The organism is Pseudomonas sp. KH_050 (genome assembly GCF_057838875.1).
Genome location: NZ_CM174478.1, coordinates 3,751,222 through 3,777,774, shown reverse-complemented (window position 1 = coordinate 3,777,774; position 26,553 = coordinate 3,751,222). Strand labels below are relative to the sequence as shown.

Here is a 26,553-nt window from a genome sequence, read left to right as displayed (position 1 = left end):
CTCAATGCTCCCGGCTTTCGAAGTCGATGCGCGGATCGACCAGGGTGTAGGTGAGGTCGCCGATCAGTTTCACCACCAGCCCCAGCAAGGTGAAGATGAACAGAGTGCCGAACACTACCGGGTAATCGCGGTTGATCGCCGCTTCGAAACTCATCAGGCCCAGGCCGTCGAGGGAGAAGATCACCTCCACCAACAAGGAACCGGTGAAGAAGATGCCGATGAAGGCCGAGGGGAAACCGGCGATCACCAGCAGCATGGCGTTGCGGAACACATGGCCATAGAGCACCCGACGATGGGTCAGGCCCTTGGCCTTGGCGGTGATCACGTACTGTTTGTTGATCTCGTCGAGGAAGCTGTTTTTCGTCAGCAGGGTCATGGTCGCGAAGTTGCCGATCACCAACGCCGTCACCGGCAGTGCCAGGTGCCAGAAGTAATCGAGGATCTTGGCGCCCCAGCTCAGCTCGTCGAAATTGTTCGAAGTCAGGCCGCGCAGCGGAAACCAGTCCAGGTAACTGCCGCCGGCGAACACCACGATCAGCAGGATGGCAAACAGGAACGCCGGGATCGCGTAGCCGACAATGATCGCCGAGCTGGTCCAGACGTCGAAATGGCTGCCGTGCCGCGTGGCTTTGGCGATCCCCAGCGGGATCGACACCATGTACATGATCAGCGTGCTCCAGAGCCCGAGGGAAATGGACACCGGCATTTTTTCCTTGATCAGGTCGATGACCTTGGCGTCGCGAAAGAAACTGTCGCCAAAGTCCAGGCGGGCGTAGTTCTTGATCATGATCCACAAGCGTTCCGGCGCCGATTTATCGAAGCCGTACATATGCTCGATTTCTTTGACCAGTGCCGGGTCCAGGCCCTGGGCGCCACGGTAGCTGGAGCCGGCCACCGAGACTTCGGCGCCGCCGCCGGCGATGCGGCTGGTGGCGCCTTCGAAGCCCTCGAGCTTGGCGATCATCTGCTCCACCGGGCCGCCGGGGGCGGCCTGGATGATCAGAAAGTTGATCAGCAAAATGCCGAACAGGGTCGGGATGATCAGCAGCAATCGCCGAAAGATATACGCCAGCATCTTATTGCTCCACGCCTGCGGGGTCGGCTTGCACCTGGGTCTGGATTTCTACCGCCGGTGCGGCGTCAGGCTTGATCCACCAGGTGAAAATGCCGACGTCGTTGGTGGGGGAGACCTTCGGGTGGCCGATGTGATTCCAGTACGCCACGCGCCAGGTCTTGATGTGCCAGTTGGGGATCACGTAGTAGCCCCACTGCAACACCCGGTCAAGGGCGCGGGCATGGGCCACCAGGCTCTTGCGCGAATCGGCATTGATCAGCTGTTCGACGAGCTGGTCGATGGCCGGGTCTTTCAGGCCGATGTAGTTACGGCTGCCAGGTTTGTCGGCGCTTTCCGATTTCCAGAATTCGCGCTGTTCGTTGCCCGGTGAACTGGACTGCGGGAAGCTGCCGACGACCATATCGAAGTCCCGCGAGCGCAGGCGATTGATGTATTGGGACACGTCGACCCGGCGAATCACCAGCTCGATCCCCAAGTCACTCAGGTTGCGCTTGAACGGCAACAGCACCCGTTCGAACTCGGTCTGGGCCAGCAGGAACTCGATGGTCACCGGTTTGCCGGTGGCGTCGACCATCTTGTCGTCGACAATCCGCCAGCCGGCTTCCTGCAGCAGTTGATAGGCCTTGCGCTGCTGGGTGCGGATCATTCCGCTGCCGTCGGTCTTCGACGGCTGGAAGGCTTCGGCGAGCGCTTGCTCGGGGATTTTTCCACGCAGCGGTTCGAGTATCGCCAGCTGCTCCGGGTCCGGCAGGCCGGTGGCGGCCATTTCCGAGTTTTCGAAGTAGCTGCGGGTACGCGCGTAAGCGCTGTTGAACAGTTGCTTGTTGGTCCACTCGAAGTCCAGCAACAGACTCAGGGCTTCGCGCACCCGCACATCCTGGAACACCGGGCGGCGCAGGTTGAAGACGAAGCCTTGCATGCCGGTGGGGTTGCCGTTGGGGATCTGTTCCTTGATCAGCCGGCCTTCGGCCACCGCCGGGGTGTTGTAGGCATTGGCCCAGTTCTTCGCCGCCATCTCCATCCAGTAGTCGAACTGACCGGCCTTGAGGGCTTCCAGCGCTACGGTGTTGTCGCGGTAGTAGTCGATGGTCAGGGTGTCGAAATTGTATTGGCCACGATTGACCGGCAGGTCCTTGCCCCAATAGTCCTTGACCCGCTCGTAGCGAATCGAGCGCCCGGCCTTTACCTCGCTGACTTTATAAGGACCGCTGCCCAGCGGGATCTCCAGGTTGCCTTTGCTGAAATCGCGATTCTCCCACCAGTGCTTGGGCAGTACCGCCAGTTGCCCGAGGATCAGCGGCAATTCGCGGTTGTTGGTGTGCTTGAACTTGAACAGCACCCGCAGCGGGTCTTCGGCGATCACTTCTTCAACGTCGCCATAGTACCCGCGGTACAGCGGCGCGCCGCTCTTGATCAGGGTCTGGAAGCTGAACACCACATCGTCGGCACGCACCGGGTGACCGTCGTGGAAGCGGGCTTCGGGGCGCAGGTAAAAACGCACCCAGCTGTTATCCGGGGCCTTTTCGATTTTTTCGGCAATCAGCCCGTATTCGGTGAAGGGTTCGTCCAGACTCTGTTGGGCCAGGGTGTCGTAGATCAGGTTGATGTCGTTGGCCGGTACGCCCTTGTTGATGAACGGGTTGAGGCTGTCGAAGCCACCGAAACCGGCCTGGCGGAAGGTGCCGCCCTTGGGCGCATCCGGGTTGACGTAATCGAAATATTTGAAGTCGGCCGAGTATTTAGGCGGCTCGTTATACAACGTCAGGGCATGTTGCGGGGCGGCTTGGGCGGCGCACGCAAGTCCCGTGAACAACAGGCCGCAGGCCCGCAGGAGCAGGGTACGCAAAGGCATCATTGGACTTTCTCCGAAGACTTCAGCCACCACGCGCTCAGGCCCAGGGCGTAGGGCGGCGTGGTGACGAAGGCGAACCGGTTGCGGTACGCCAGACGATGATAGTTGATATACCAATTGGGAACTATGTAGTGCTGCCACAGCAGTACCCGGTCCAGGGCCTTGCCGGCCGCCAGTTGTTCATCGCGGGTTTTCGCCGCGAGCAACTGTTCCAGCAGATGATCGACCACCGGGTTGGCGACGCCAGCGTAATTCTTGCTGCCCTTGACCCCGACCTGGCTGGAGTGGAAGTACTGCCATTGCTCCAGGCCCGGGCTGAGGGTTTGATCGAGGGTCATCAGGATCATGTCGAAATCGAACTGGTCGAGGCGCTGTTTGTACTGGGCGCGGTCCACCGTGCGCAGGCGCGCGTCGATGCCGATACTGGCAAGATTCTCGGCGTAGGGCTGCAGCAGCCGTTCCAGATTGGGATTGACCAGCAGAATTTCGAGGCGCAGGGGCTGGCCGGCGCTGTTCTGCAGACGCTGGCCATTGAGCTTCCAGCCGGCTTCGGCCAGCAGCCCGAGGGCCCGGCGCAGGGTGTCCCGCGGAATGCCACGACCCTCGGTCCGCGGCAGGCTGAAGGCCTCGGTAAACAGGTTGGCCGGCAATTGGCCGCGGTACGGCGAGAGCAACAGCCATTCATGGCCGATCGGAACCCCGGTGGCGGCAAACTCACTGTTGGGGTAGTAACTCATGGCCCGTTTATAGGCGCCGCTGAACAGCGTGCGGTTGGTCCACTCGAAATCGAACATCATGCCCAATGCTTCGCGCACCTTGATGTCGGCGAAGGTGGCGCGGCGGCTGTTCATGAACAGGCCCTGGGTCTGGGTTGGAATCTGATGGGCGATCTGTGCCTTGATCACCTCGCCACGACGAACCGCCGGGAAGTTGTAGCCATTGGCCCAGTTCTTCGCCTGGTGCTCGATATAGATGTCGAACTCGCCGGCCTTGAACGCTTCGAAGGCCACATCACTGTCGCGATAGAACTCCACCTCGACCCGGTCGAAGTTGTACTTGCCGCGATTGACCGGCAACGCCTTGCCCCAGTAGTCCTTGACCCGCTCGAACACCAGCTGCCGTCCCGGATCCACCGCAGTGATCCGATACGGCCCGCTGCCCAGTGGCGGTTCGAAGGTGGTGGCCTTGAAGTCGCGGCCTTTCCAGTAATGCCGGGGCAGTACCGGCAGCTCGCCCAGACGCAGGATCAGCAGCGGGTTGCCGGAACGTTTGAACACGAAGCGCACGCGTTGCGGGTTGAGCACGTCGACCCGCAGGACTTCCTGAAGGTTGGTCCGGTATTGCGGGTGGCCTTCCTTGAGCAGCAGGCGGTAGGAAAACGCCACGTCGTAGGCGGTGATTGGCGTGCCGTCGTGAAAGCGTGCTTCGGGGCGCAGGTTGAACACCACCCAGCTGCGGTCTTCACTGTATTCCACCGATTGCGCGATCAGGCCATAGCTGGCAGTCGGCTCATCACCGGAAGGGGCGTATTGGCCGGTGCCGACCATCAGGGTTTCGTTCAGTTCGTTGACGCCGTACTGCAGGAAATTGGACGTCGAAACCGGGCTGGAGCCCTTGAAAGTGTAGGGATTGAGCGTGTCGAAGGTGCCAAATGCCATGACCCGCAATGTACCGCCTTTCGGCGCTTGCGGGTTGACCCAATCGAAATGGGTGAATTTGGCCGGGTACTTGAGCGTGCCGAACTGCGCATAACCATGGCTTTCGCTGATTGTTGCGCTTGCGGGAAAGCTCAAGGCCAGACTGATTAGGAGCAGGAGGAGGGGACGCATCAAGTCAGAGATCCGATCCGGGCGGCTTGGGCTTTGTGATCGGTACAGTAACAGCTTGTATCGACAGGAAAAAGACTGTGCGCCAAAGCCAAAAGATCTCAGCCTTCGGCAGCTCCTACAGCGACCGAATACACCCGGGATGTTGGGGGTGTATGCAAAACCCTGTAGGAGCTGCCGAAGGCTGCGATCTTTTCGGCCTCACATCAACTCAATTCGGCGCAGAAACCGTCAGCATCTGCCCCGGCTTGAGTGCCTGGCCGGTGCGTGGGTTCCAGCGCTTGAGGTGTTGCATCTCGACATTGAAGCGCTTGGCAACCATGTACAGCGAATCGCCTTTCTTGACCTTGTACTGGGTCGACTTCCTGTTGCTGGCAACGCTGTTGCCTTTACCTTTGCGGGTGTCTTGCATGACCAGGGTCTGGCCGGCTTTCAGGTTCTTGCCGGTCAGATTGTTCCAGCGCTGCAGGTCCTTGACGTCGACCTTGTTGGCCTTGGCGATCAGCGACAGGTTGTCTCCGCGTTTGACCCGGTAGCTGCGCTTCAACCGGGGGGATTCGTCGCTGGCCACGTCATCGAACACCGGCTTGAGCGAGCGTTTGCTGATCAGCTCTTCCGGCTTCATGGTCGACAGGCTGGTGGTCAGCAACTGTGCCTTGGACGTCGGCACCAGCAGATGCTGGGGGCCGTCGATGGTGGTGCGTTGCTTGAAGGCCGGGTTGAGCTGGAACAGCTCGTCTTCGTCGATGTTGGCCACGGCGGCGACACGGGACAAGTCCATGCGCTGGTTGATTTCGACGACTTCGAAATAGGGCTCGTTGGCGATCGGGTTCAGGTCCACGCCATACGCTTGCGGCGCCAGCACCACCTGGGACAGGGCCAGCAGCTTGGGGACGTAAGCCTGGGTCTCGGCCGGTAGCGGCAGGTTCCAGTAATCGGTGGGCAGGCCAAGTTTTTCGTTACGCTCGATGGCCCGGCTGACGGTGCCTTCGCCGGCGTTATAGGCCGCCAGCGCCAGCATCCAGTCGCCGTTGAACATGTCGTGCAGGCGGGTCAGGTAATCCAGTGCCGCGGTGGTCGAGGCGGTGATGTCGCGCCGGCCATCGTAGAAACGGGTCTGACGCAGGTTGAAGTAACGCCCGGTAGACGGGATGAACTGCCACAGGCCGACGGCGTGGGCCCGGGAGTAGGCCATCGGGTTGTAGGCACTTTCAATTACCGGCAGCAGGGCGAGCTCCAGCGGCATGTTGCGTTCTTCGAGGCGCTCGACGATGTAATGAATATAAAGACTGCCGCGTTCACCGGCATTTTCCAGAAACGACGGGTTGCTGGCGAACCACAGGCGCTGCTGTTCGATGCGCGGGTTGACGCCGAGCCCGTCTTGTAGCTGGAAGCCCAGACGCATGCGCTCCCAGACATCCTGAGGCACTTGCGGGGTGGGTTTTTCGCTGAGCCAGACAGGCTTTTGTTTGACCCGCTGGGAAAGATTCGGGACCTGCGCCGCGTCGGTTTGCGGGGCATGATGGGTGCTTTGGCAGCCCGCCAGAGTGGCGGACACAGCCACCGCGATGGCTTGAGCCAGGCGGGTCAATGCGTCTGAATTGATGGCTTTACTAATAAATGACGACATTGGCTGGAAATAAGTTCCGGGCAAAAAGTCGGGCGATTCTAGAAAGCGCACCGGGTGCGGTCAACCATTCAGAATTTTTGTACCAGCAGCGGACCGCCCTAGAACTTATCTTTCCACGCCCTCAAGGCAGCAAAAACCGCACTGGGACCGGGGTTATCCAGTCCATTCCGTTCGTCTGCTTTTTGTTTAACAGATGTTTCACCGGTGCGCAGGAACGGGTTGGTGAGCTTTTCCAGGGCCAGGGTCGAGGGCAGACTCATGCGGCCGTCTTCGCGCAGTTGAGTGACTTTCGCCAGCCGTTCGGCGATGTGCGGATTGTCGGGTTCCACCGCTTGAGCGAAACGCAGATTGCTCAGGGTGTATTCGTGGGTGCAATACACCAGGGTGTCTTCAGGCAAGGCTGCCAGACGACTCAAGGAGTGATGCATCTGCTCGGGCGTGCCTTCGAACAGCCGCCCGCAGCCGGCCGCGAACAGCGTGTCGCCGCAGAACAGCAGACCATGATGGTAATACGCAATATGCCCCAGGGTATGGCCGGGAACGGCGATTACTTTCATTTCCCAGCCGAGTACACTGATGCTGTCATTGTCGTGCAGAGCCACATCGCGGCCCGGGATGTTTTCGCTCGCCGGCCCGTAGACCCTGGCGCCAGTCTTTTGCTTAAGCTGCTCGACGCCGCCAACGTGATCATGGTGGTGGTGCGTGATCAGGATGTCGCTCAGGGTCCACTCCGGATGTTGCTCGAGCCAGGCCTGCACCGGCGCGGCATCGCCCGGATCGACCACGGCGCAGCGCTGGGTCTGGTGATCCTGTAACAACCAGATGTAGTTATCGGTGAAGGCGGGCAGGGCACTGATCTGTATCATCGTCGGATTCGCCAAGCGGGAAACAATGGCGCATCTTAGAACTTCTTGGCGAGTTGGAGAATGCAATGACCGATAAAGCGTTCGCTCAGGCTGATCCTGACTGGCTGGCATTGATTGGCGCGGCTCGTGAATGGCTGGCCGGTCCCATCGGACAATTCTTGCTGGACGAAGAGCGGCGCATGCTCGAAGACGAGCTTGGGCGGTTCTTTGGCGGCTACCTGGTGCATTACGGACCCTCGGCCGAAACACCCCCGGCGGCGCCCCAGGTGCAGCGCAATGTCCGGTTGGGCGCACCCTTGCCTGGCGTGGAAATCGTTTGCGAGGAGCAGGCCTGGCCCCTCAGCGAACATGCCGCCGACGTGGTGGTATTGCAGCACGGGCTGGATTTTTGCCTGTCACCCCATGGCTTGCTTCGTGAAGCGGCCAGCAGTGTGCGCCCCGGCGGACACTTGCTGATTGTCGGCATCAACCCCTGGAGTAGCTGGGGCTTGCGCCATGTGTTCGCCCATGACGCGCTGCGCAAGGCCCGCTGCATTTCGCCTTCGCGGGTCGGTGACTGGTTGAACCTGCTGGGCTTTGCGCTGGAGAAACGCCGCTTCGGATGTTATCGTCCGCCGCTCGCGTCCCCGGCGTGGCAGGCCCGTCTGGCCGGTTGGGAACGCAAGGCCGGTGACTGGCAATTATCCGGTGGTGGCTTCTATTTATTGGTCGCGCGCAAGATCGTGGTCGGCTTGAGGCCGGTGCGTCAGGTTCGCCGCGAACCGATGGGCAAGCTGATTCCGTTGCCGATGGCCAAGGTCAATCGTCGCGACATCGAGCCGTAAGACACTCTTTCTCTTTAATATTATATTGGCCGGCCGGGCTTGCCCGGCCTCGGGCGTTGTCGGTCCACGATCGGCAGGCCACAGGCATTTTCTGGATAGGTTGGCATGAGCGATAGCGTAGAACTTTTCACCGACGGCGCCTGCAAGGGCAATCCCGGCCCAGGCGGCTGGGGCGCGCTGCTGGTGTGCAAGGGCGTTGAAAAAGAACTCTGGGGTGGCGAAGCCAACACCACCAATAACCGCATGGAGTTGATGGGGGCGATTCGTGGCCTGGAGGAGCTCAAGCGCTCCTGCGACGTGCTGCTGGTGACCGATTCGCAATACGTGATGAAAGGCATCAACGAGTGGATGGACAACTGGAAGAAGCGCGGCTGGAAAACCGCCTCCAGGGAGCCGGTGAAAAACGCTGACCTGTGGAAGCTGCTCGATGAGCAGGTCAATCGCCATAACGTCACCTGGAAGTGGGTGCGCGGCCATATCGGCCACCACGGCAACGAACGCGCCGACCAATTGGCCAACCGTGGCGTGGACGAAGTGCGCGGTTACCGGTAGGCGCTGCCGAAGGCTGCGATCTTTTGGCGGTTTCGGAGATGGCCCAGAAGCAAGATCAAAAAATCGCAGGCTGCGCCAGCTCCTACGTCATTGGGTTGCGCGTGTCATGACCTGTGAGCGTGTTAATATCGCCGCTTTTGCACGAATGACCCGTTGAGAGCTGACCCTGATGGCCAACAGATCCGTTGTACTCGATACCGAAACCACTGGCATGCCGGTGACCGACGGCCACCGGATTGTCGAGATCGGTTGCGTCGAGTTGATCGGTCGGCGCCTGACCGGTCGGCATTTTCATGTCTATCTGCAGCCGGATCGGGAAAGTGATGAAGGCGCCATTGGCGTACACGGTATCACCAACGAATTCCTGGTAGGCAAACCGCGTTTCGCTGAAGTGGCCGAAGAGTTCTTCGAATTCATCATGGGCGCACAGCTGATCATCCACAACGCGGCGTTCGACGTCGGCTTCATCAACAATGAATTTGCCCTGATGGGGCGCAAGGATCGGGCTGATATCACTCAGCACTGCACGATCCTCGACACCCTGATGATGGCCCGTGAGCGTCACCCCGGGCAGCGCAACAGCCTTGACGCCTTGTGTAAACGATATGGCGTCGACAACTCCGGCCGTGAGCTGCACGGCGCCTTGCTCGACTCCGAGATCCTCGCCGACGTCTACCTGACCATGACCGGCGGCCAGACCAGCCTGTCCCTGGCTGGCAACGCTTCGGATGGCAACGGTTCGGGCGAAGGTTCGGGCAACCGGCCCAGCGAGATTCGCCGTCTGCCAGCCGATCGCCAGCCGACCCGGATCATCCGTGCCAGTGAAACCGATCTGGCCGAACACGTGGCGCGGATGGAAGCGATTGCCAAATCCGCCGGCGCTCCAGCGCTTTGGGTGCAATTGGCTGAGGCCAAGGGATAAAGCCGCTCAGGAAAAATCTTCTACATAAACCTGAGATTTCCGGCGCGTGTGACGCTGCCAAGATCGCAGCCTGCGGCAGTTCCTACGCTGACCCCGAACACCCGCGAATTCTCGGTCGTACGCATAACCGTAGGAGCTGCCGCAGGCTGCGATTTTTTGGGCTCACCCAGTACTAAACTGGCTGGCATCAGGGCAAGCCCCTCGCCACAGGGGCCTCAACCCTCTACCCTGAGGGCATTGGCAGGCTGCGGTCTGCCGTCTCAGGATACCCGCCCCATGTATAAAGACTTGAAATTCCCCGTCCTTATCGTGCACCGCGATATCAAGGCCGACACCGTTGCCGGTGATCGGGTCCGCGGAATCGCCCGAGAGCTGGAGCAGGAAGGCTTCAGTATCGTTTCTGCGGTGGATTACACCGAAGGACGGCTGGTGGCTTCGACTCACCACGGCCTGGCCTGCATGCTGATCGCCGCCGAGGACGCCAGAGAGAATACCCATCTGCTGCAGAATATGGCCCAGCTGATCCGCCTGGCCCGGGTGCGTGCGCCGAACCTGCCGATTTTCGCCCTGGGCGAGCAGGTGACCCTGGAGAACGCCCCGGCCGACGCCATGAGCGAGCTCAATCAGCTGCGCGGCATTCTCTATCTGTTCGAAGACACCGTGCCGTTCCTCGCCCGGCAAGTGGCGCGAGCGGCGCGCAATTACCTTGATGGCCTGTTGCCGCCGTTTTTCAAGGCGCTGGTGCAACACACCGCCGATTCCAATTATTCATGGCACACCCCCGGTCATGGTGGTGGCGTGGCCTATCACAAGAGCCCGGTGGGGCAAGCGTTCCATCAGTTTTTCGGGGAAAACACCCTGCGTTCGGACTTGTCGGTCTCGGTACCGGAGCTGGGCTCGCTGCTCGATCACACCGGGCCCCTGGCTGAAGCCGAGGCCCGCGCGGCGCGCAACTTTGGCGCCGACCACACGTTTTTTGTGATCAACGGCACCTCGACCGCCAACAAGATCGTCTGGCACTCGATGGTCGGGCGCGATGACCTGGTGCTGGTGGACCGCAATTGCCACAAGTCGATCCTGCATTCGATCATCATGACCGGCGCGATCCCACTGTACCTGTGCCCGGAGCGCAATGAGCTGGGCATTATCGGGCCGATTCCGTTGAGCGAATTCAGCCCCGAGTCGATCAAGGCCAAGATCGATGCCAACCCGCTGACCAAGGGCCGGCCACCCAAGGTCAAGCTGGCAGTGGTGACCAACTCCACCTACGACGGCCTGTGCTACAACGCCGAGCTGATCAAGCAGACCCTGGGCAACAGCGTCGAGGTCTTGCACTTCGACGAGGCCTGGTACGCTTACGCGGCGTTTCACGAGTTCTTTGCCAGGCGTTACGGCATGGGCACTTCGCGCACCGCCGACAGTCCCCTGGTGTTTACCACCCACTCCACGCACAAACTCTTGGCGGCGTTCAGCCAGGCCTCGATGATTCACGTGCAGGACGGCGGCGCGCGGCAACTGGATCGTGATCGGTTCAACGAAGCCTTCATGATGCATATCTCTACTTCACCGCAGTACAGCATCATCGCTTCGCTGGACGTTGCATCGGCGATGATGGAAGGTCCGGCGGGTCGTTCGCTGTTGCAGGAAATGTTCGACGAGGCACTGAGTTTTCGTCGGGCGCTGGCCAATCTGCGTCAGCATATCGCCGCGGATGACTGGTGGTTTTCGATCTGGCAGCCGCCATCGGTCGAGGGAATCGACCAGGTGGTCACCGCTGACTGGCTGCTCGAGCCCGAGGCGGACTGGCATGGTTTCGGCGATATTGCCGAAGATTACGTCCTGCTCGATCCGATCAAGGTCACCCTGGTCATGCCCGGGCTGACCGCCGGCGGTGCCTTGAGCGAGTGCGGGATTCCGGCGGCGGTGGTCAGCAAGTTCCTCTGGGAACGCGGCCTGGTGGTGGAGAAGACCGGTCTGTATTCGTTCCTGGTGTTGTTCTCCATGGGCATCACCAAAGGCAAGTGGAGTACGCTGCTCACCGAACTGCTGGAATTCAAGCGCAGCTACGACGCCAACGTCAGCCTGGCGACCTGCCTGCCGTGCGTGGCGAAACAGGACCTTGCGCGCTATCAGGGCATGGGGCTGCGCGATCTGTGCGACCAGTTGCATGCCTGTTATCGCAGCAATGCCACGGCCAAGCACCTCAAGCGCATGTACACAGTACTGCCCCAGATTGCCATGAAACCGGCCGATGCCTATGACCAACTGGTGCGTGGCGAGGTTGAAGCGGTGTCCATCGACGCTTTGCAGGGGCGGATCGCCGCAGTGATGCTGGTGCCGTACCCGCCGGGCATTCCGCTGATCATGCCTGGCGAGCGCTTCACCGAGTCGACCCGCTCGATCATCGATTACCTGGCGTTCGCCCGCACCTTCGACAGCAGCTTTCCCGGCTTTGTCGCGGACGTGCATGGCTTGCAGCAGGAAGACAAAGGCGATGGACGTTGCTACACAGTCGATTGCATCAAGGCTTGAGGACGTTTCCCGCCATGCGACCAGTGATCAATCCCAAATACCCAGGCTTGTCGGTGCGCGTGGCCGATGACGGTTTCGCGGCCTACATCTGGGGCAGCGATTTCAGTTTTGAGGTCGGTACCTACGCGGCGGCGCAGGTCGGTCTAAGTGTCGACCAATGGCCGCTGGAGAAAATCGCGCCTTATCGCAAGTGTTACGGCATCGACCCGGAAGAGTTCAACAGTTACCGCGATGCCGCCGACAGCGCTATTTTCATGGCCTGGCTCGATGATCAGCCCGTGGGGCATGTAGTGGTCAGCACCAACTGGAACTGCTTTGCCCATATCGATGAGCTGGCGGTGCATGCGCCGGCGCGCCGTCACGGGGTGGCCAAGGCGTTGCTGGACGTCGCGCAGTTCTGGAGTCGCAAGAAGAAGTTGCCGGGCATCATGCTGGAAACCCAGAACAATAACCTGGGCGCCTGCCGGCTGTATGAGCGCTGCGGCTTCGTGATCGGTGGAATCGATCATCTGCGCTATCGCGGGATTGACCCGCACACCGCCGAGGTGGCGATTTTCTGGTATCGGTTGTTTGAAAATCCGCTGGATTAAGCCGGTGTTCAACCCGCCAGCATTGCCGCGGCTTTCTCCGTGACAATCTCCAGCAGGGCCTGCAGGGCGGGCGAGGGCGTGCTGTTCTTGAGCGTGAGGGAATAGAGCGTGATCGGTACCGGCGGTGACAGTGGACACACATCCAGGCCGCCGGCTCGTGCGCCAAGGGCGGTAAAGGGGTCGACGATCGCCAGGCCTTCCCCGGCCTCGACCATGCTGCGCATCATCTGATGGGTTTGCACCCGGATCTGGATCACCGGGGCCGGGCGCAAGGCTTGCAGTTTGTTGCCGAGCATCACGCTGAGCGGGTCATGACCTTCCAGGCCGACCATCGACTGGCCGGCCAGCTCCTGCACGGAGAGGTATTTTTGCTTGGGCTGCAGCCAGCCATGGGGCGCCAGCAGCTGCAACTTGCCTTGAGCCAGTACTTCGCAGTGGAGGTCGCCATGGTCGGGGTTGTGCAGACTCAAGCCCAGGTCGCTTTCGCGCAACAGCAGGCTTTTGACGATCTCACGAGTGGGCTGGCTGGCGAGGTTGCAGGGCGTATCGGGAAAATTTCGGCGCAGGTTGGCGATGCTTTGCGGCAGCAGTTGCTGCGCAAGCGGAGGAGTGCAGATGATCCGCAGCGGCGGCGCCTGATATTGCTTCAGGCTACTGGCCAGTCGCTGCACAGGTTCAAACGCTTCGTAGACTCGGGCGATCTCGACCTGCAGCTCTCGCGCTTCGCGGGTGGCTTGCAGCCGTCCGCGCACGCTGGCGAACAGCATGAAGCCGAGTTGGTCCTCGGCATCGCGCAGAATCGCTTCAACCTCGGCCACCGTTAGTTGCAGCAACTCGGCGGCAGTGCCCAGATGACTGGTTTGCAGCAGCGCCTGGATCACTTCGATATGACGTAAACGCATGCGTGAAGTCCATGTCCAGCAGGTGAGGGATTCATTGACTGAATCCTAACCCAAGTCCGCGCATATGACTTCAGCTCATAACACGGGGTTATGAGGCGACGTAGGTTTCGGGTTCGCGAGTGATAGTGACGCGCGATTGCTTCAACTGAAACTCGTTATCATTCAGTTTGTCGACCCGATCGCCAATGGCCAGGCGATAGGTCGTCACAGGTGCCGAGCCGGCCAGGTCATCTGACGACGGGGTGGATTCCTGGAATTCATGCACCAAATAGACACGGCCTTCCACGTCTCTTGCGTGGAATTGTCCAACGAGTACTGCTGCCATCTGCTTAGAACCTCTGGAGATAAATCACTCAATTTGCGGCTCTGTAGACCGTAGTTGGGCGCGGTAAGTTTTCCTGCAGGAAAAATATAGTCATGAGCACCGATTCCTTGAAACCGACCTGTGTGATGCCGCCCGAATCATCTATAACTACAGGCTCCTAAAGCCAGATAGTCGGGAATCCTCAATGAGCAACGTCTACACGATTGCAGTGTTGGTCGGCAGCTTGAGAAAACAGTCGATCAACCGCAAGGTCGCAATGGCATTGGCAGAATTGGCGCCGGCCAATCTTAAACTGAAGATCATCGAGATTGGTGATTTGCCGCTCTACAACGAAGACATTGATGCCGCACCGCCGGCAGCCTACAGCACTTTTAGGCAACAAGTGAGCTCATCCGACGCAGTGTTGTTCGTAACCCCGGAATACAACCGCTCGGTACCGGGTGTTTTAAAGAACGCGATTGACGTCGGTTCCCGCCCTTATGGCAAAAGTGCCTGGGACGGCAAGCCGGGCGCAGTGATCAGTGCTTCGCCGGGCGCGGTCGGCGGATTTGGCGCCAACCACCACCTGCGCCAGTCCATGGTCTTCCTCAATGTGCCGTGCATGCAACAACCCGAAGCCTATCTGAGCGGTGCCGGCTCCGCGTTCGACGAAGCGGGCAAGCCTTCCGAGGCTGTCCGGCCGTTCCTGCAGAAGTTTATCAATGCCTACGGGGCCTGGGTCGAGCAGCACAAAAAAGTCTGAAGCCCGCGGCGCCAGGCTGGCCAGCACTCCCTGTAGCAGCTGGCGCAGCCTGCGTTCGGCTGCGCAGCGGCCGTAAAATCAAGCGCCGCGGTATTCCAGACACACCGTGCAAGCAGGGTTTACGACTGCTTCGCAGCCGAACGCAGGCTTCGCCAGCTGCTACATCCCCGCTTTACTACATATACGAATTTCCATATATTCCGCGCTCTCTGCATCGAGCTACTGGCCCTCTGTCAGTTCGACTGTCCTCTGCTGCGTTGTCGATCCACTCGAACGACCACTTTTCCAATTTACAAAGGCTGTTTTTGCATGCTGATAGCGTCGCTGATTTTCCTGCTGACCATTACCCTGGTGATCTGGCAGCCAAAAGGCCTGGGGGTTGGCTGGAGCGCGGTGATCGGCGCGGTACTGGCGTTGCTGGCCGGCGTGGTGCAGCTGAGCGATATTCCATTGGTGTGGCAGATCATCTGGAATGCCACCGGAACCTTCGTCGCGCTGATCATCATCAGTCTGCTGCTGGATGAGGCCGGCTTTTTTGCCTGGGCCGCCTTGCATGTCGCCCGCTGGGGGCGTGGCAGTGGACGCAGGTTGTTCGCCTTCATGGTGTTGCTGGGAGCGCTGGTGTCGGCCTTGTTCGCTAACGACGGCGCGGCGCTGATCCTGACCCCCATCGTTATTTCTATGTTGCTGGCTCTGCGTTTTTCTCCGATGGCAACCCTGGCGTTCGTGATGGGCGCCGGGTTTATCGCCGATACCGCGAGCCTGCCGCTGGTAGTTTCGAACCTGGTAAACATTGTTTCAGCGGACTTCTTCAAAATCGGTTTCAACCAGTACGCGGCGGTGATGGTGCCGGTCAACCTGGTCGCCGTGGCGGCCACTCTGGGTATGCTGATGTGGTTTTTCCGTCGCGACATTCCTCGCAGTTACGACCCGCAACAGCTTGAACAACCGGAGCACGCGATTCACGACAAGCCGACCTTTATCGCCGGTTGGTGGGTGCTGATGATTTTGCTGGCGGGTTGCTTCGCCCTGGAGCCGTTGGGGATTCCCGTCAGTGCCATCTCGGCGGTTTGCGCGGCCTTGCTGTTGGCAATTGCCGCACACGGGCACAAGATTTCCACCCGCAAGGTGCTGAAAGAGGCGCCGTGGCAGATAGTGATTTTCTCCCTGGGCATGTACCTGGTGGTCTATGGCTTGCGCAATGCCGGGTTGACCGGGCATATCGCCGGTCTGCTGGACTGGTTTGCCGGCTACGGCATCTGGGGCGCGGCCATGGGCACCGGTCTGCTGACGGCATTGCTTTCCTCGATCATGAACAACCTGCCAACGGTGCTGATCGGCGCGCTGTCGATCGATGCCAGCCAGGCCGTCGGGGTGGTAAAGGAGGCGATGATCTATGCCAACGTCATTGGCAGCGACCTGGGACCGAAGATCACTCCGATTGGCAGCCTGGCGACCTTGCTCTGGTTGCACGTACTGTCGCGCAAGAACATCCGGATCAGCTGGGGCTATTACTTCAAGGTCGGGATAGTGCTGACTGTGCCGGTATTGCTGGTGACATTGGCGGCGTTGGCGGTGCGCTTGTCGGTGGGAAACCCATAGACCGGGTCGCCCACTGCGTAGAACCTGCGCTCGGCCTCTCGAGGGGGCGTGCACCTCAAAAGCAAAAGCGAGGTGGCCGACCGTAGGAGCTGCCGCAGGCTGCGATCTTTTGATCTTGATCCTGTGGGAGCTGGCTTGCTTGCGATATAAAGGCGGCCCGAAAGCCGGCCTGCCTCTCGCCGATATACACCGATCCACTGTGCGAGCCTGCTCGCGATGAGACCCTCATCAACAACCAAAACTCACCCTGACCCCGGCACATTCGGCCAAAGATCCGCCACCAGGAACAATCGCTCGGCTTCTTCCCATTCGCCCGCGGTGTTTTCCGTCAGGCGCACCATCAGCTGTGCAGGGGCCTGGGGTTCCAGAGCAGCCAGCCAGGCATTCAGTTGGTCAGCATCCCAGGTCTGATCGGCGGGATAATGCGCCGGTGCCAGCCAGGCATGGCGGGGCAGGGGTTGCCAGCGTCCCGGTGGCTGTTCAACGACAAATCTCGACCAGTCGCGCTGGTGCAACCAGCGGCCGTTCAAATGCTGCGGGTGCGCACCGGCCGGCGGCCGGGCCTTGCCTGGCCACGGAAACAGCAGGTATCCGCCGAGCCACAACTGCGCGCTGAACTGCTGGATGTCCAGTGCAGCCAGGACTTCGCGGCTCTCGGGGCGGGCAGATATCGGTAACTGATGCTGGCTCAGGTGCGCCAGTTTGCGGTCCAGCCGGTCATGGCAGCCGGGGCCGAGCCACTGCGCCGTGTCATGGCCATCGCCCTGTTGCGGCCCGAGATAGAGTTTGATCGCCAGTTCCAGGTGGTGCACGCCGTCGCGATCGCGCAGTAGCATGTCCAGTTCGCCCAGGGTGTGGCCTGCACGACGGATCGGCATATTGGCGGCGATCAATTCGATGCCCGGCGCGTGCTGCACGGCGAATTGCCACAGACGCTCGTAATACAGGCCCAGGCGGCGGGTCGGGCCCAGAGCCAGCCAGTGGCGCAACGGGCTGCTGTCCCGATCCAGCTGTTGAAGCCACTGCGCAAGCTGTTCGGGAGCCTCCACCCAATCACTGCCGGCCAGCGGATGGCGCTGTGGCCACGGGGTTTCACTGAGCATCGGCGGCGCGAGGATGACCCAGGCCAGGTCGCGCACCTCTGGGTGGCGCAACTGGCGGGGTAAATTGAGCAAGCCAGGAAACAGGATCATTCTGCGAGCATAGCCTAAAAGGGTGTGTTCTCGATAAATGACAGTCGCTCCGTCATATCGAGAACACGCCCTTGAAGCTGAAAGGATTTTGTCTGCGGCCGGCTTTCGCCCATAATCGTCCTTTTCGGCCCGTCCCAGAACTTCGCAGGAACCCCATGGAGCAATTTCGCAATATCGGCATCATCGGTCGCCTGGGCAGTTCCCAGGTACTCGACACGGTTCGCCGACTGAAAAGGTTTCTGCTCGACCGGCACATGCACGTGATCCTCGAGGACACCATTGCCGAAGTCCTGCCCGGCCACGGCCTGCAAACCTCATCGCGCAAGATGCTCGGTGAAGTCTGCGACATGGTCATTGTCGTCGGCGGTGACGGTAGCTTGCTGGGTGCCGCCCGGGCGCTGGCTCGCCACAACATTCCGGTGCTGGGGATCAACCGTGGCAGCCTGGGGTTCCTGACCGATATTCGTCCTGACGAACTGGAAGTGAAGGTCGCCGAAGTGCTCGACGGCCATTACCTGGTGGAAAACCGTTTCCTGCTGCAGGCCGAAGTCCGCCGCCACGCCGAGGCCATCGGCCAGGGCGATGCGTTGAACGACGTGGTGCTGCACCCCGGCAAGTCGACGCGGATGATCGAGTTCGAGCTGTACATCGACGGCCAGTTCGTCTGCAGCCAGAAGGCCGACGGCCTGATCGTTGCGACGCCCACCGGCTCGACCGCCTATGCGCTGTCGGCAGGCGGGCCGATCATGCATCCCAAACTCGATGCCATTGTTATCGTGCCGATGTACCCCCATACCTTGTCTGGAAGGCCGATTGTGGTCGATGGCAACAGTGAGCTGAAAATCGTCGTGTCCAAGGATATGCAGATCTATCCGCAAGTCTCCTGTGACGGGCAGAACCATTTCACCTGCGCGCCGGGGGACACCATCACCATCAGCAAGAAGCCGCAAAAACTGCGACTGATCCATCCTCTGGACCACAATTATTATGAAGTTTGCCGGACCAAGCTCGGCTGGGGCAGCCGCTTGGGTGGTGGAGGCGACTGATGCTTGATCCCGCGCGTAGCTACGACCTGATCGGTGACGTGCATGGTTGCGCTCATACCCTTGAACATTTGCTCGACCGGCTCGGGTATCACAAGGTGGGCGGTACCTGGCGCCATCCTTCGCGCATGGCGGTGTTCCTCGGCGATATCATCGACCGGGGCCCGCGGATTCGCGAGGCGCTGCATATCGTCCATGACATGACCGATGCCGGGCAGGCGCTGTGCATCATGGGCAACCATGAGTTCAACGCGCTCGGCTGGAGCACCCCGGCACCCCCGGGCAGCGGCAAGCAATTCGTGCGCGAACACACCCCACGGCATGCGCGGTTGATCGACGAAACCCTGACTCAATTCGCTCAGCACCCGGCGGACTGGCACGACTTCCTCGAGTGGTTTTACCAGATGCCGCTGTTCGTCGATGCCGGACGCTTCCGGGTGGTGCATGCCTGCTGGGATCCCAGGCTGATCGAACCGTTGCGGGCGCAGTTTCACAATGGCTGTATCGACGAACACTTCCTCCAGGCCGCCGCCGTGCCTGGCAGTTTCGCCTGCACGGTGTTCGACCGGCTGTTGCGCGGTACCGACATGCGCTTGCCCCACGGCTTGACCATGACCAGCGGCGATGGCCTGACCCGGGCGTTCTTCCGCACCAAGTTCTGGGAAGATGACCCGCAGACCTACGGAGACATCGTGTTCCAGCCTGACGCCTTACCTGAGCCGATTGCCCAGACACCGCTGTCGTCCATCGAGAAAAACACCTTGCTGCGCTACGGCATCGACGAGCCGCTGTTGTTCGTCGGCCACTACTGGCGCAGCGGCAAACCGGCACCGATCCGGCCGAACCTGGCCTGCCTGGACTACAGCGCAGTGCTCTACGGCAAGCTGGTGGCCTACCGTCTGGACCAGGAAACCCGTCTCGATCCGCGCAAGTTCGTCTGGGTCGATGTCGAACGTCCGGAGGTGCTGCAATGAGTGCCGTCGCGGTGTTGCGTCTGCCACTGGCAGTCGATCTGAGCGGTTTCGTCAAATTGCTGCAGCGCATGCAGGTCCCCCATCGGGTCAGCGAAGAAGCCGGTGAACAGGTGCTCTGGGTGCCGGACGCGATCAGTGAGGATGTCCGCTCGCTGTATGAGCGTTTCCCTGCCGGTGATCCCGATCAGCAACTGGACATTCCCGATACCGGGGCCGCAGTCCAGCGTCCGGGCTTTGTCGAGCAATTGCGCCACAGCCCGGTTACCGCGCTGATCCTGCTGCTGAGCCTGATCATTGGCGGCGTGACGATGCTCGGTGACAACCTCGATGTCATACGCTGGCTGACCTTTCTCGAGTTCCGCATCGCTGGCGAGTACATCCAGTTCACGCCACTGGCCGACAGCCTCGAAGCAGGGCAGTGGTGGCGCCTGGTGACGCCGATGCTGATCCACTTCGGTATCCTGCACCTGGCCATGAACGGCATGTGGTATTGGGAGCTGGGCCGGCGCATCGAAATGCGCCAGGGCAGTATCAACCTGCTGGGCCTGACGCTGCTGTTCAGCCTGGTGTCCAATTACGCCCAGTATTTGTTCAGCGGCCCGACCTTGTTTGGCGGGTTGTCCGGGGTGCTTTACGGCCTGCTCGGGCATTGCTGGATCTATCAATTGCTGTCGCCGAACCCGGCTTATCGTCTGCCTCGCGGGGTGTTGGTGATGATGCTGGTGTGGCTGCTGCTGTGTATGTCCGGGCTGATCTCGATGATCGGCTTCGGTGAAATTGCCAACGCGGCGCATGTCGGCGGGTTGCTCGTCGGATGCTTTACCGGTTTGTTGGGTGGCTTGTTCAGCCGACGTAAACTGGCCGTCTAAAAATTACCGTATGAATAGAGAGCGCGGAGACCTGATGTCCTCTTTTAACGAAATGATCAACAACATCACCCCGGATATCTACCAGAACCTGAAACTGGCGGTAGAAATCGGCAAATGGCCAGACGGCGGCAAGCTGACCGCCGAGCAGCGCGAACTGTCGCTGCAAGCGATGATCGCCTGGGAAATCCAGAACCTGCCGGAAGATCAGCATACCGGTTACATGGGCCCGCAGGAGTGCGGTTCCAAGTCGGAACCGATGCCGAACCTGCTGTTCAAGTCGGACGCCATCCATTGATCGAGATTGGCCGTGGTGCAATCAGCAAGATGTCGGCGCGTCTCGAAGCGTCGGCAGTTCAATACGCATTCCGTCTGGGCGACCTCGAGGTGCCGGTCAATCCAATGATCGGCAGCACGGTGCGCCTTGAATACCTGGGGGCGATTCACTGCACCCATTGCGGACGCAAGACCAAAACCAGTTTCAGCCAGGGTTACTGCTACCCGTGCATGACCAAGCTGGCTCAATGCGATATCTGCATCATGAGCCCGGAACGCTGCCACTACGACGCCGGCACCTGTCGCGATCCGGCCTGGGGCGAGCAGTTCTGCATGACCGATCACGTGGTCTATCTGGCCAATTCGTCAGGCGTCAAAGTCGGGATTACCCGCGCGACTCAACTGCCGACTCGCTGGCTCGACCAGGGCGCCAGCCAGGCGTTGCCGATCATGCGGGTTTCGACTCGCCAGCAATCGGGCTTCGTCGAGGACCTGTTTCGCAGCCAGGTGGCCGATAAAACCAACTGGCGGGCCTTGCTCAAGGGCGATGCCACGACGGTGGACCTCAAACAGGTTCGTCAGCAGCTTTTCGACAGCTGTGCCGAAGGTCTGCTGGGTTTGCAGGAACGCTTTGGCCTGCAGGCCATCCAGGTGATTAACGATGTCGAACCGATCGACATCCGTTATCCGGTCGAGCAGTACCCGACCAAGATCGTCAGCTTCAATCTGGACAAGAATCCGATTGCCGAAGGCACGCTGATGGGAATCAAGGGGCAGTACCTGATCTTTGACACCGGCGTTATCAATATTCGCAAGTACACGGCCTACCAACTCGCCGTGCATCAGTAGAAGGACTCCAGCATGCGCACCGAACAACCGAAGATGATCTACCTGAAGGACTATCAGGCGCCTGAGTACCTGATCGACGAGACGCACCTGACCTTCGAGTTGTTCGAGGACCACAGCCTGGTCCATGCGCAACTGGTGATGCGCCGCAATCCGGCCCGCGGCCCGGGTCTGCCGCCGCTGGTGCTGGATGGCCAGCAGCTTGAATTACTGTCGGTGCAATTGGCCGACCGCGAGCTGAGCGCCGCTGACTACCAGCTCACTGAAAATCACCTGACCCTGCACCCGACCAGCGAAGCCTTTACGGTCGACACCAGCGTCAAGATCCATCCGGAAACCAACACAGCCCTGGAAGGCCTGTACAAATCCAGCGGCATGTTCTGCACCCAGTGCGAGGCTGAAGGCTTCCGCAAGATCACTTACTACCTCGACCGTCCGGACGTGATGAGCAAGTTCACCACCACGGTGGTCGCCGAGCAGCACAGCTATCCGGTTCTGCTGTCCAACGGCAACCCGATTGCCAGCGGTCCGGGGGAAGAAGGCCGGCACTGGGCGACCTGGGAAGACCCGTTCATGAAACCGGCCTACCTGTTCGCGCTGGTGGCCGGTGACCTGTGGTGCGTCGAAGATTCCTTCACCACCATGACCGAGCGTTCGGTGGCGCTGCGCATTTATGTCGAGCCGGAAAACATCGACAAGTGCCAGCACGCGATGAACAGCCTGAAGAAGTCCATGCGCTGGGACGAAGAGGTCTATGGTCGCGAGTACGACCTGGACATCTTCATGATCGTCGCGGTCAATGACTTCAACATGGGCGCGATGGAGAACAAGGGCCTCAACATCTTCAACTCCAGTTGCGTGCTGGCCCGTGCCGAAACCGCTACCGATGCTGCGCACCAACGGGTCGAAGCCGTGGTCGCCCATGAGTACTTCCACAACTGGTCGGGCAACCGCGTGACCTGCCGCGACTGGTTCCAGCTGTCGCTCAAGGAAGGCTTCACGGTTTTCCGCGATGCCGAGTTCTCTGCCGACATGAACTCGCGCACGGTCAAGCGAATCGAGGACGTGGCTTATCTGCGCACCCACCAGTTCGCCGAAGACGCCGGCCCCATGGCTCATGCCGTGCGCCCGGAGAGCTTTATCGAAATCTCCAACTTCTACACCCTGACCGTCTATGAGAAGGGCTCGGAAGTGGTGCGGATGATTCGCACCTTGCTTGGCGCCGACGGCTTCCGTAAAGGCAGCGACCTGTATTTCGAGCGTCATGACGGCCAGGCCGTGACCTGTGACGATTTCATCAAGGCCATGGAAGATGCCAATGGCGTCGACCTGACCCAGTTCAAGCGCTGGTACAGCCAGGCCGGTACGCCGCGCCTGACCGTCAGCGAGGCGTATGACAGTGCGGCGAAAACCTACAGCCTGACTTTCCGCCAGAGCTACCCGGCGACCCCGGACAAGGTCGAGAAACAGCCCTTCGTGGTCCCGGTCGAACTCGGCCTGCTGGACGCCGAGGGTGGTGCCATTGCCCTGCGCCTGACCGGTGAAGCTACTGCGGACGGTACCTCCCGTGTGCTGTCGGTGACCGAGGCCGAGCAGACGTTCACCTTCGTCGATATCGCGGAAAAACCGTTGCCATCGCTGCTGCGTGGTTTCTCGGCGCCAGTGAAACTGAGCTTCCCCTACGATCGCGACCAGTTGATGTTCCTGATGCAACACGACAGCGACGGTTTCAATCGCTGGGAAGCTGGCCAGCAACTGTCGGTGCAGGTGCTGCAGGAATTGATCGCCCAGCATCAACAAGGCGCTGCATTGGTTATGGATCAACGTCTGGTGACAGCGTTGCGCACGGTGTTGGCGGACGAGACGCTGGATCAGGCGATGGTCGCGGAAATGCTTTCGCTGCCAAGCGAAGCCTACCTCACCGAAATCAGCGAAGTGGCCGACGTGGAGGCGATTCATGCCGCCCGCGAGTTTGCTCGCAAGCAGTTGGCCGATGGCTTGTTCGAAGCCTTGTGGCTGCGTTATCAGGCCAATCGCGACCTGTCGAAAAACACTCCTTACATCGCCGAAGCCGAACACTTTGCCCGGCGCAGCCTGCAGAACATTGTGCTGTCCTACCTGATGCTCAGCGGCAAACCGGAGGTTCTGGCGGCGACCCTGGAGCAATTCGATGCCTGCGACAACATGACCGAACGCCTGACTGCGCTGGCGGTATTGGTCAACTCGCCATTCGATGAGGAGAAGGCGAAGGCCCTGGCGACCTTCGCGGAAAACTTCAAGGACAACCCGCTGGTCATGGACCAGTGGTTCAGTGTCCAGGCCGGCAGCGGTTTGCCCGGCGGCTTGCAGCGCGTGAAGGCGCTGATGGAACACCCGGCGTTCAACATCAAGAACCCGAACAAGGTCCGCGCCCTGGTCGGTGCTTTCGCCGGGCAGAACCTGATCAACTTCCACGCAGCGGACGGTTCGGGTTATCGCTTCCTGGCCGATTTGGTGATCCAGCTCAACGGCTTCAACCCGCAGATCGCTTCGCGCCAGCTGGCGCCGCTGACTCGCTGGCGCAAGTACGACAGTGCTCGTCAGGCGTTGATGAGGGGGGAGCTGGAACGCATCCGTGCTTCAGGCGAACTGTCCAGTGACGTCTACGAAGTGGTCAGCAAAAGCCTGGCGTAGGAGCTGGCGAAGCCTGCGATCTTTTCTGCGGACACGATCACCGCGAAGATTAAAAGATCGCAGCCTGCGGCAGCTCCTACGAGGGGGTTGCGTATATCCCCGACATCGCGGGTGGACTCGGTTGGCGTAGGAGCTGGCGCAGCCTGCGATCTTTTCTGCGGATACGACCACCGCGAAGATCAAAAGATCGCAGCCTGCGGCAGCTCCTACGAGGGGGTTGCGTATATCCCCGACATCGCGGGTGGACTCGGTTGGCGTAGGAGCTGGCGCAGCCTGCGATCTTTTCTGCGGACACGACTACCGCGAAGATCAAAAGATCGCAGCCTGCGGCAGCTCCTACGGGGGGGATTGCGTATATCCCCGACATCGCGGGTGGACTCGGTTGGCGTAGGAGCTGGCGCAGCCTGCGATCTTTTCTGCGGATACGACTACCGCGAAGATCAAAAGATCGCAGCCTGCGCCAGCTCCTACGGGGGATTGCGGACACCCACGATAGTGCGGGTGGACTCGGTTGGCGTAGGAGCTGGCGCAGCCTGCGATCTTTTCTGCGGACACGACCACCGCGAAGATCAAAAGATCGCAGCCTGCGCCAGCTCCTACGAGGGGGTTGCGTATATCCCCGACATCGCGGGTGGACTCGGTTGGCGTAGGAGCTGGCGCAGCCTGCGATCTTTTCTGCGGATACGACCACCGCGAAGATCAAAAGATCGCAGCCTGCGGCAGCTCCTACGAGGGGGTTGCGTATATCCCCGACATCGCGGGTGGACTCGGTTGGCGTAGGAGCTGGCGCAGCCTGCGATCTTTTCTGCGGACACGATCACCGCGAAGATCAAAAGATCGCAGCCTGCGGCAGCTCCTACGAGGGATTGCGTATATCCCCGACATCGCGGGTGGACTCGGTTGGCGTAGGAGCTGGCGCAGCCTGCGATCTTTTTTGCGGACACGATCACCGCGAAGATCAAAAGATCGCAGCCTGCGGCAGCTCCTACGGGGGGGATTGCGTATATCCCCGACATCGCGGGTGGACTCGGTTGGCGTAGGAGCTGGCGAAGCCTGCGATCTTTTCTGCGGACACGACCACCGCGAAGATTAAAAGATCGCAGCCTGCGGCAGCTCCTACGGGGGGGGCGCCATTTAGTAGCCTTTATTCATCATGTCGCCGAATACCTGGCCATTCAGGCACTACTCTCAAGCCCCGGGTTAACAAAAGATAACGTCGTATTGATTGTCAGGGCTTTCCAAAGCTGGATAGGATAGGCCAGCTTCCGAAGGGGCTCTAGATTGCAGGTTTCAGGACAACGATCCGAAACGGCAATTCAGAACGAACTGCCCTGGACGGCGCCCTGAAAGGTTGAATGACCTAACAATAATAATGGGGGAAGGTCTATGAGTGAGCCTGTCATGGGTGTGGGTATTTGCCGCCCGCCGGTGTTACGCAGATTCGCGTTGCTGGCTACAGCGCTCTCGCTGTTGGGCGTTGCCGTGCTGTCGACGCCCGTCCAGGCCGCTGCCACGGCGGTGGTCGATACTGTTTATTCGATTGAATCAGCAAAGTCCGCCAAAGGCCTGATGCTCGATGTCGTCAAGGCCGGCGCGCGTCTGGTGGCCGTCGGAGACCGCGGTCATATTCTCTATTCCGATGACCAGGGCAAGACCTGGACCCAGGCCAAAGTACCGACCCGGCAGCTGCTGACAGCGGTGTTTTTTGTAGACGCCAAGCATGGCTGGGCGGTCGGGCATGACGCGCAGATCCTCTCCAGTGAAGACGGCGGCAGCACCTGGACCAAGCAATACGAAGATTTGACCCGCGAAGCACCGTTGCTCGATGTCTGGTTCAAGGATGCCAGCAACGGCTTTGCCGTAGGCGCTTATGGCGCGCTCCTGGAAACCACCGACGGCGGCAAGCACTGGGAAGACGCCAGCGAGCGCCTGGACAACGAAGACCAGTACCACCTCAACGCCATCGCGGCGGTCAAGGATTCCGGTCTGTTCATTGTCGGCGAGCAGGGCAGCATGTTCCGTTCCGCCGATTGGGGGCAAACCTGGGAACGCCTCGAAGGCCCGTACCAGGGTTCGCTGTTCGGGGTGATCGGCACCGCCGAGCCAGGCACGCTGCTGGCCTATGGTTTGCGCGGCAACCTGTTTCGCTCCACCGATTTCGGCACTACCTGGGAGCCGGTTGAACTCAAGGCTGCCCGTGGCGCACTGGAGTTCGGTCTGTCTGGCGCGACGCTGCTCGACGACGGCTCACTGGTCATTGTCGGCAACGGCGGCAGCGTGGTGCGCAGCAGCGACAACGGTTTGACCTTCAGCGTATTCAATCGGCCCGACCGCATTTCCTTATCGGCGGTGACGGCAGCGGGCAATGGCAACTTGATTCTGGTAGGACAGGGCGGCGTTCGCGCTACCACGCCAACCGGCGCTGAGCTGGGCAAACAATAA

At 60.4% G+C, this 26,553-nt stretch carries 21 protein-coding genes and 1 pseudogene; 14 read left to right on the top strand and 8 right to left on the bottom strand.

Features of this window, described 5'->3' with window-relative positions; translation table 11 throughout:
• Nucleotide 1 precedes the first annotated feature (1 nt).
• From AC3IUA_RS17115 to gloB, 5 genes are all read right to left on the bottom strand, one after another.
• Nucleotides 2–1,075: a microcin C ABC transporter permease YejB gene (locus AC3IUA_RS17115; RefSeq protein WP_489355624.1), complete on the bottom strand. Its 1,074-nt coding sequence runs from the start codon at nucleotides 1,073–1,075 to the stop codon at nucleotides 2–4.
• A 1-nt stretch (nucleotide 1,076) separates the two neighbouring features.
• Nucleotides 1,077–2,930 carry an extracellular solute-binding protein gene (locus AC3IUA_RS17110; protein WP_489355622.1) on the bottom strand — a complete coding sequence of 618 codons (1,854 nt, stop codon included), beginning with the start codon at nucleotides 2,928–2,930 and terminating at the stop codon, nucleotides 1,077–1,079.
• On the bottom strand, nucleotides 2,927–4,756 hold the full coding sequence (locus AC3IUA_RS17105) for an extracellular solute-binding protein (RefSeq protein WP_489355621.1): 1,830 nt from the start codon (nucleotides 4,754–4,756) through the stop codon (nucleotides 2,927–2,929). The genes AC3IUA_RS17110 and AC3IUA_RS17105 overlap by 4 nt, the downstream gene beginning before the upstream one ends.
• Nucleotides 4,757–4,964: 208 nt before the next feature.
• On the bottom strand, nucleotides 4,965–6,383 hold the full coding sequence (locus AC3IUA_RS17100; protein WP_489355619.1) for a LysM peptidoglycan-binding domain-containing protein: 1,419 nt from the start codon (nucleotides 6,381–6,383) through the stop codon (nucleotides 4,965–4,967).
• 98 nt (nucleotides 6,384–6,481) lie between these two features.
• Nucleotides 6,482–7,249 (bottom strand): hydroxyacylglutathione hydrolase, encoded by a 768-nt coding sequence (gloB, locus tag AC3IUA_RS17095; RefSeq protein WP_489355617.1) that lies wholly within the window; start codon nucleotides 7,247–7,249, stop codon nucleotides 6,482–6,484.
• Between the two features lie 65 nt (nucleotides 7,250–7,314).
• On the opposite strand from gloB, the gene AC3IUA_RS17090 reads away from it, so the two are divergent.
• From AC3IUA_RS17090 to AC3IUA_RS17070, 5 genes and pseudogenes are all read left to right on the top strand, one after another.
• The gene (locus tag AC3IUA_RS17090; protein ID WP_150802888.1) at nucleotides 7,315–8,073 is read left to right on the top strand and encodes a methyltransferase domain-containing protein; all 759 of its coding nucleotides are present in this window, start codon (nucleotides 7,315–7,317) and stop codon (nucleotides 8,071–8,073) included.
• Between the two features lie 105 nt (nucleotides 8,074–8,178).
• Nucleotides 8,179–8,625, top strand: coding sequence for a ribonuclease HI (rnhA, locus tag AC3IUA_RS17085; RefSeq protein ID WP_489355615.1), 447 nt, complete (start codon nucleotides 8,179–8,181; stop codon nucleotides 8,623–8,625).
• 169 nt (nucleotides 8,626–8,794) lie between these two features.
• Complete coding sequence (gene dnaQ / locus AC3IUA_RS17080) at nucleotides 8,795–9,547, top strand: DNA polymerase III subunit epsilon (RefSeq protein ID WP_150802889.1); 753 nt, start codon at nucleotides 8,795–8,797, stop codon at nucleotides 9,545–9,547.
• A gap of 276 nt (nucleotides 9,548–9,823) precedes the next feature.
• Nucleotides 9,824–12,079: an Orn/Lys/Arg family decarboxylase gene (locus AC3IUA_RS17075; RefSeq protein ID WP_489355613.1), complete on the top strand. Its 2,256-nt coding sequence runs from the start codon at nucleotides 9,824–9,826 to the stop codon at nucleotides 12,077–12,079.
• A 14-nt stretch (nucleotides 12,080–12,093) separates the two neighbouring features.
• Nucleotides 12,094–12,712: pseudogene (locus AC3IUA_RS17070) on the top strand (GNAT family N-acetyltransferase).
• Here the strand turns inward: AC3IUA_RS17070 and AC3IUA_RS17065 are convergent.
• Both AC3IUA_RS17065 and AC3IUA_RS17060 read right to left on the bottom strand, forming a co-directional pair.
• On the bottom strand, nucleotides 12,678–13,571 hold the full coding sequence (locus tag AC3IUA_RS17065) for a LysR substrate-binding domain-containing protein (RefSeq protein ID WP_489355612.1): 894 nt from the start codon (nucleotides 13,569–13,571) through the stop codon (nucleotides 12,678–12,680). The pseudogene AC3IUA_RS17070 and the gene AC3IUA_RS17065 sit on opposite strands and share 35 nt — an antisense overlap.
• An 88-nt stretch (nucleotides 13,572–13,659) precedes the next feature.
• Nucleotides 13,660–13,896, bottom strand: coding sequence for a hypothetical protein (locus tag AC3IUA_RS17060; protein WP_489355610.1), 237 nt, complete (start codon nucleotides 13,894–13,896; stop codon nucleotides 13,660–13,662).
• Between the two features lie 184 nt (nucleotides 13,897–14,080).
• Between AC3IUA_RS17060 and AC3IUA_RS17055 the strand changes: the two genes are divergently transcribed.
• Together AC3IUA_RS17055 and AC3IUA_RS17050 are read left to right on the top strand one after the other, a co-directional pair.
• Nucleotides 14,081–14,638 (top strand): NADPH-dependent FMN reductase, encoded by a 558-nt coding sequence (locus AC3IUA_RS17055; RefSeq protein WP_489355608.1) that lies wholly within the window; start codon nucleotides 14,081–14,083, stop codon nucleotides 14,636–14,638.
• A gap of 309 nt (nucleotides 14,639–14,947) precedes the next feature.
• Nucleotides 14,948–16,240, top strand: coding sequence for an arsenic transporter (locus AC3IUA_RS17050; RefSeq protein ID WP_489355606.1), 1,293 nt, complete (start codon nucleotides 14,948–14,950; stop codon nucleotides 16,238–16,240).
• A gap of 242 nt (nucleotides 16,241–16,482) precedes the next feature.
• Here the strand turns inward: AC3IUA_RS17050 and AC3IUA_RS17045 are convergent, their stop codons facing one another.
• Entirely contained in the window at nucleotides 16,483–17,433 is a 951-nt protein-coding gene (locus AC3IUA_RS17045) for a DUF1853 family protein (protein ID WP_489355604.1), read from the bottom strand.
• A gap of 155 nt (nucleotides 17,434–17,588) precedes the next feature.
• Between AC3IUA_RS17045 and AC3IUA_RS17040 the strand changes: the two genes are divergently transcribed.
• From AC3IUA_RS17040 to AC3IUA_RS17010, 7 genes are all read left to right on the top strand, one after another.
• Nucleotides 17,589–18,479, top strand: a complete 891-nt coding sequence (locus AC3IUA_RS17040; protein WP_489355602.1) for an NAD(+) kinase — start codon at nucleotides 17,589–17,591, stop codon at nucleotides 18,477–18,479.
• Nucleotides 18,476–19,450 carry a metallophosphoesterase gene (locus tag AC3IUA_RS17035; RefSeq protein WP_489362377.1) on the top strand — a complete coding sequence of 325 codons (975 nt, stop codon included), beginning with the start codon at nucleotides 18,476–18,478 and terminating at the stop codon, nucleotides 19,448–19,450. Before AC3IUA_RS17040 ends, AC3IUA_RS17035 begins: the two co-directional genes overlap by 4 nt.
• On the top strand, nucleotides 19,447–20,319 hold the full coding sequence (locus AC3IUA_RS17030; protein WP_489355600.1) for a rhomboid family intramembrane serine protease: 873 nt from the start codon (nucleotides 19,447–19,449) through the stop codon (nucleotides 20,317–20,319). The genes AC3IUA_RS17035 and AC3IUA_RS17030 overlap by 4 nt, the downstream gene beginning before the upstream one ends.
• 34 nt (nucleotides 20,320–20,353) lie before the next feature.
• Nucleotides 20,354–20,614 carry a YeaC family protein gene (locus AC3IUA_RS17025; RefSeq protein WP_489355598.1) on the top strand — a complete coding sequence of 87 codons (261 nt, stop codon included), beginning with the start codon at nucleotides 20,354–20,356 and terminating at the stop codon, nucleotides 20,612–20,614.
• Nucleotides 20,611–21,441, top strand: coding sequence for a DUF2797 domain-containing protein (locus AC3IUA_RS17020; RefSeq protein WP_489362375.1), 831 nt, complete (start codon nucleotides 20,611–20,613; stop codon nucleotides 21,439–21,441). The genes AC3IUA_RS17025 and AC3IUA_RS17020 overlap by 4 nt, the downstream gene beginning before the upstream one ends.
• Nucleotides 21,442–21,453: 12 nt before the next feature.
• Nucleotides 21,454–24,111, top strand: coding sequence for an aminopeptidase N (gene pepN / locus AC3IUA_RS17015; RefSeq protein WP_489355596.1), 2,658 nt, complete (start codon nucleotides 21,454–21,456; stop codon nucleotides 24,109–24,111).
• Between the two features lie 1,386 nt (nucleotides 24,112–25,497).
• Nucleotides 25,498–26,553, top strand: coding sequence for a WD40/YVTN/BNR-like repeat-containing protein (locus AC3IUA_RS17010; protein ID WP_489355594.1), 1,056 nt, complete (start codon nucleotides 25,498–25,500; stop codon nucleotides 26,551–26,553).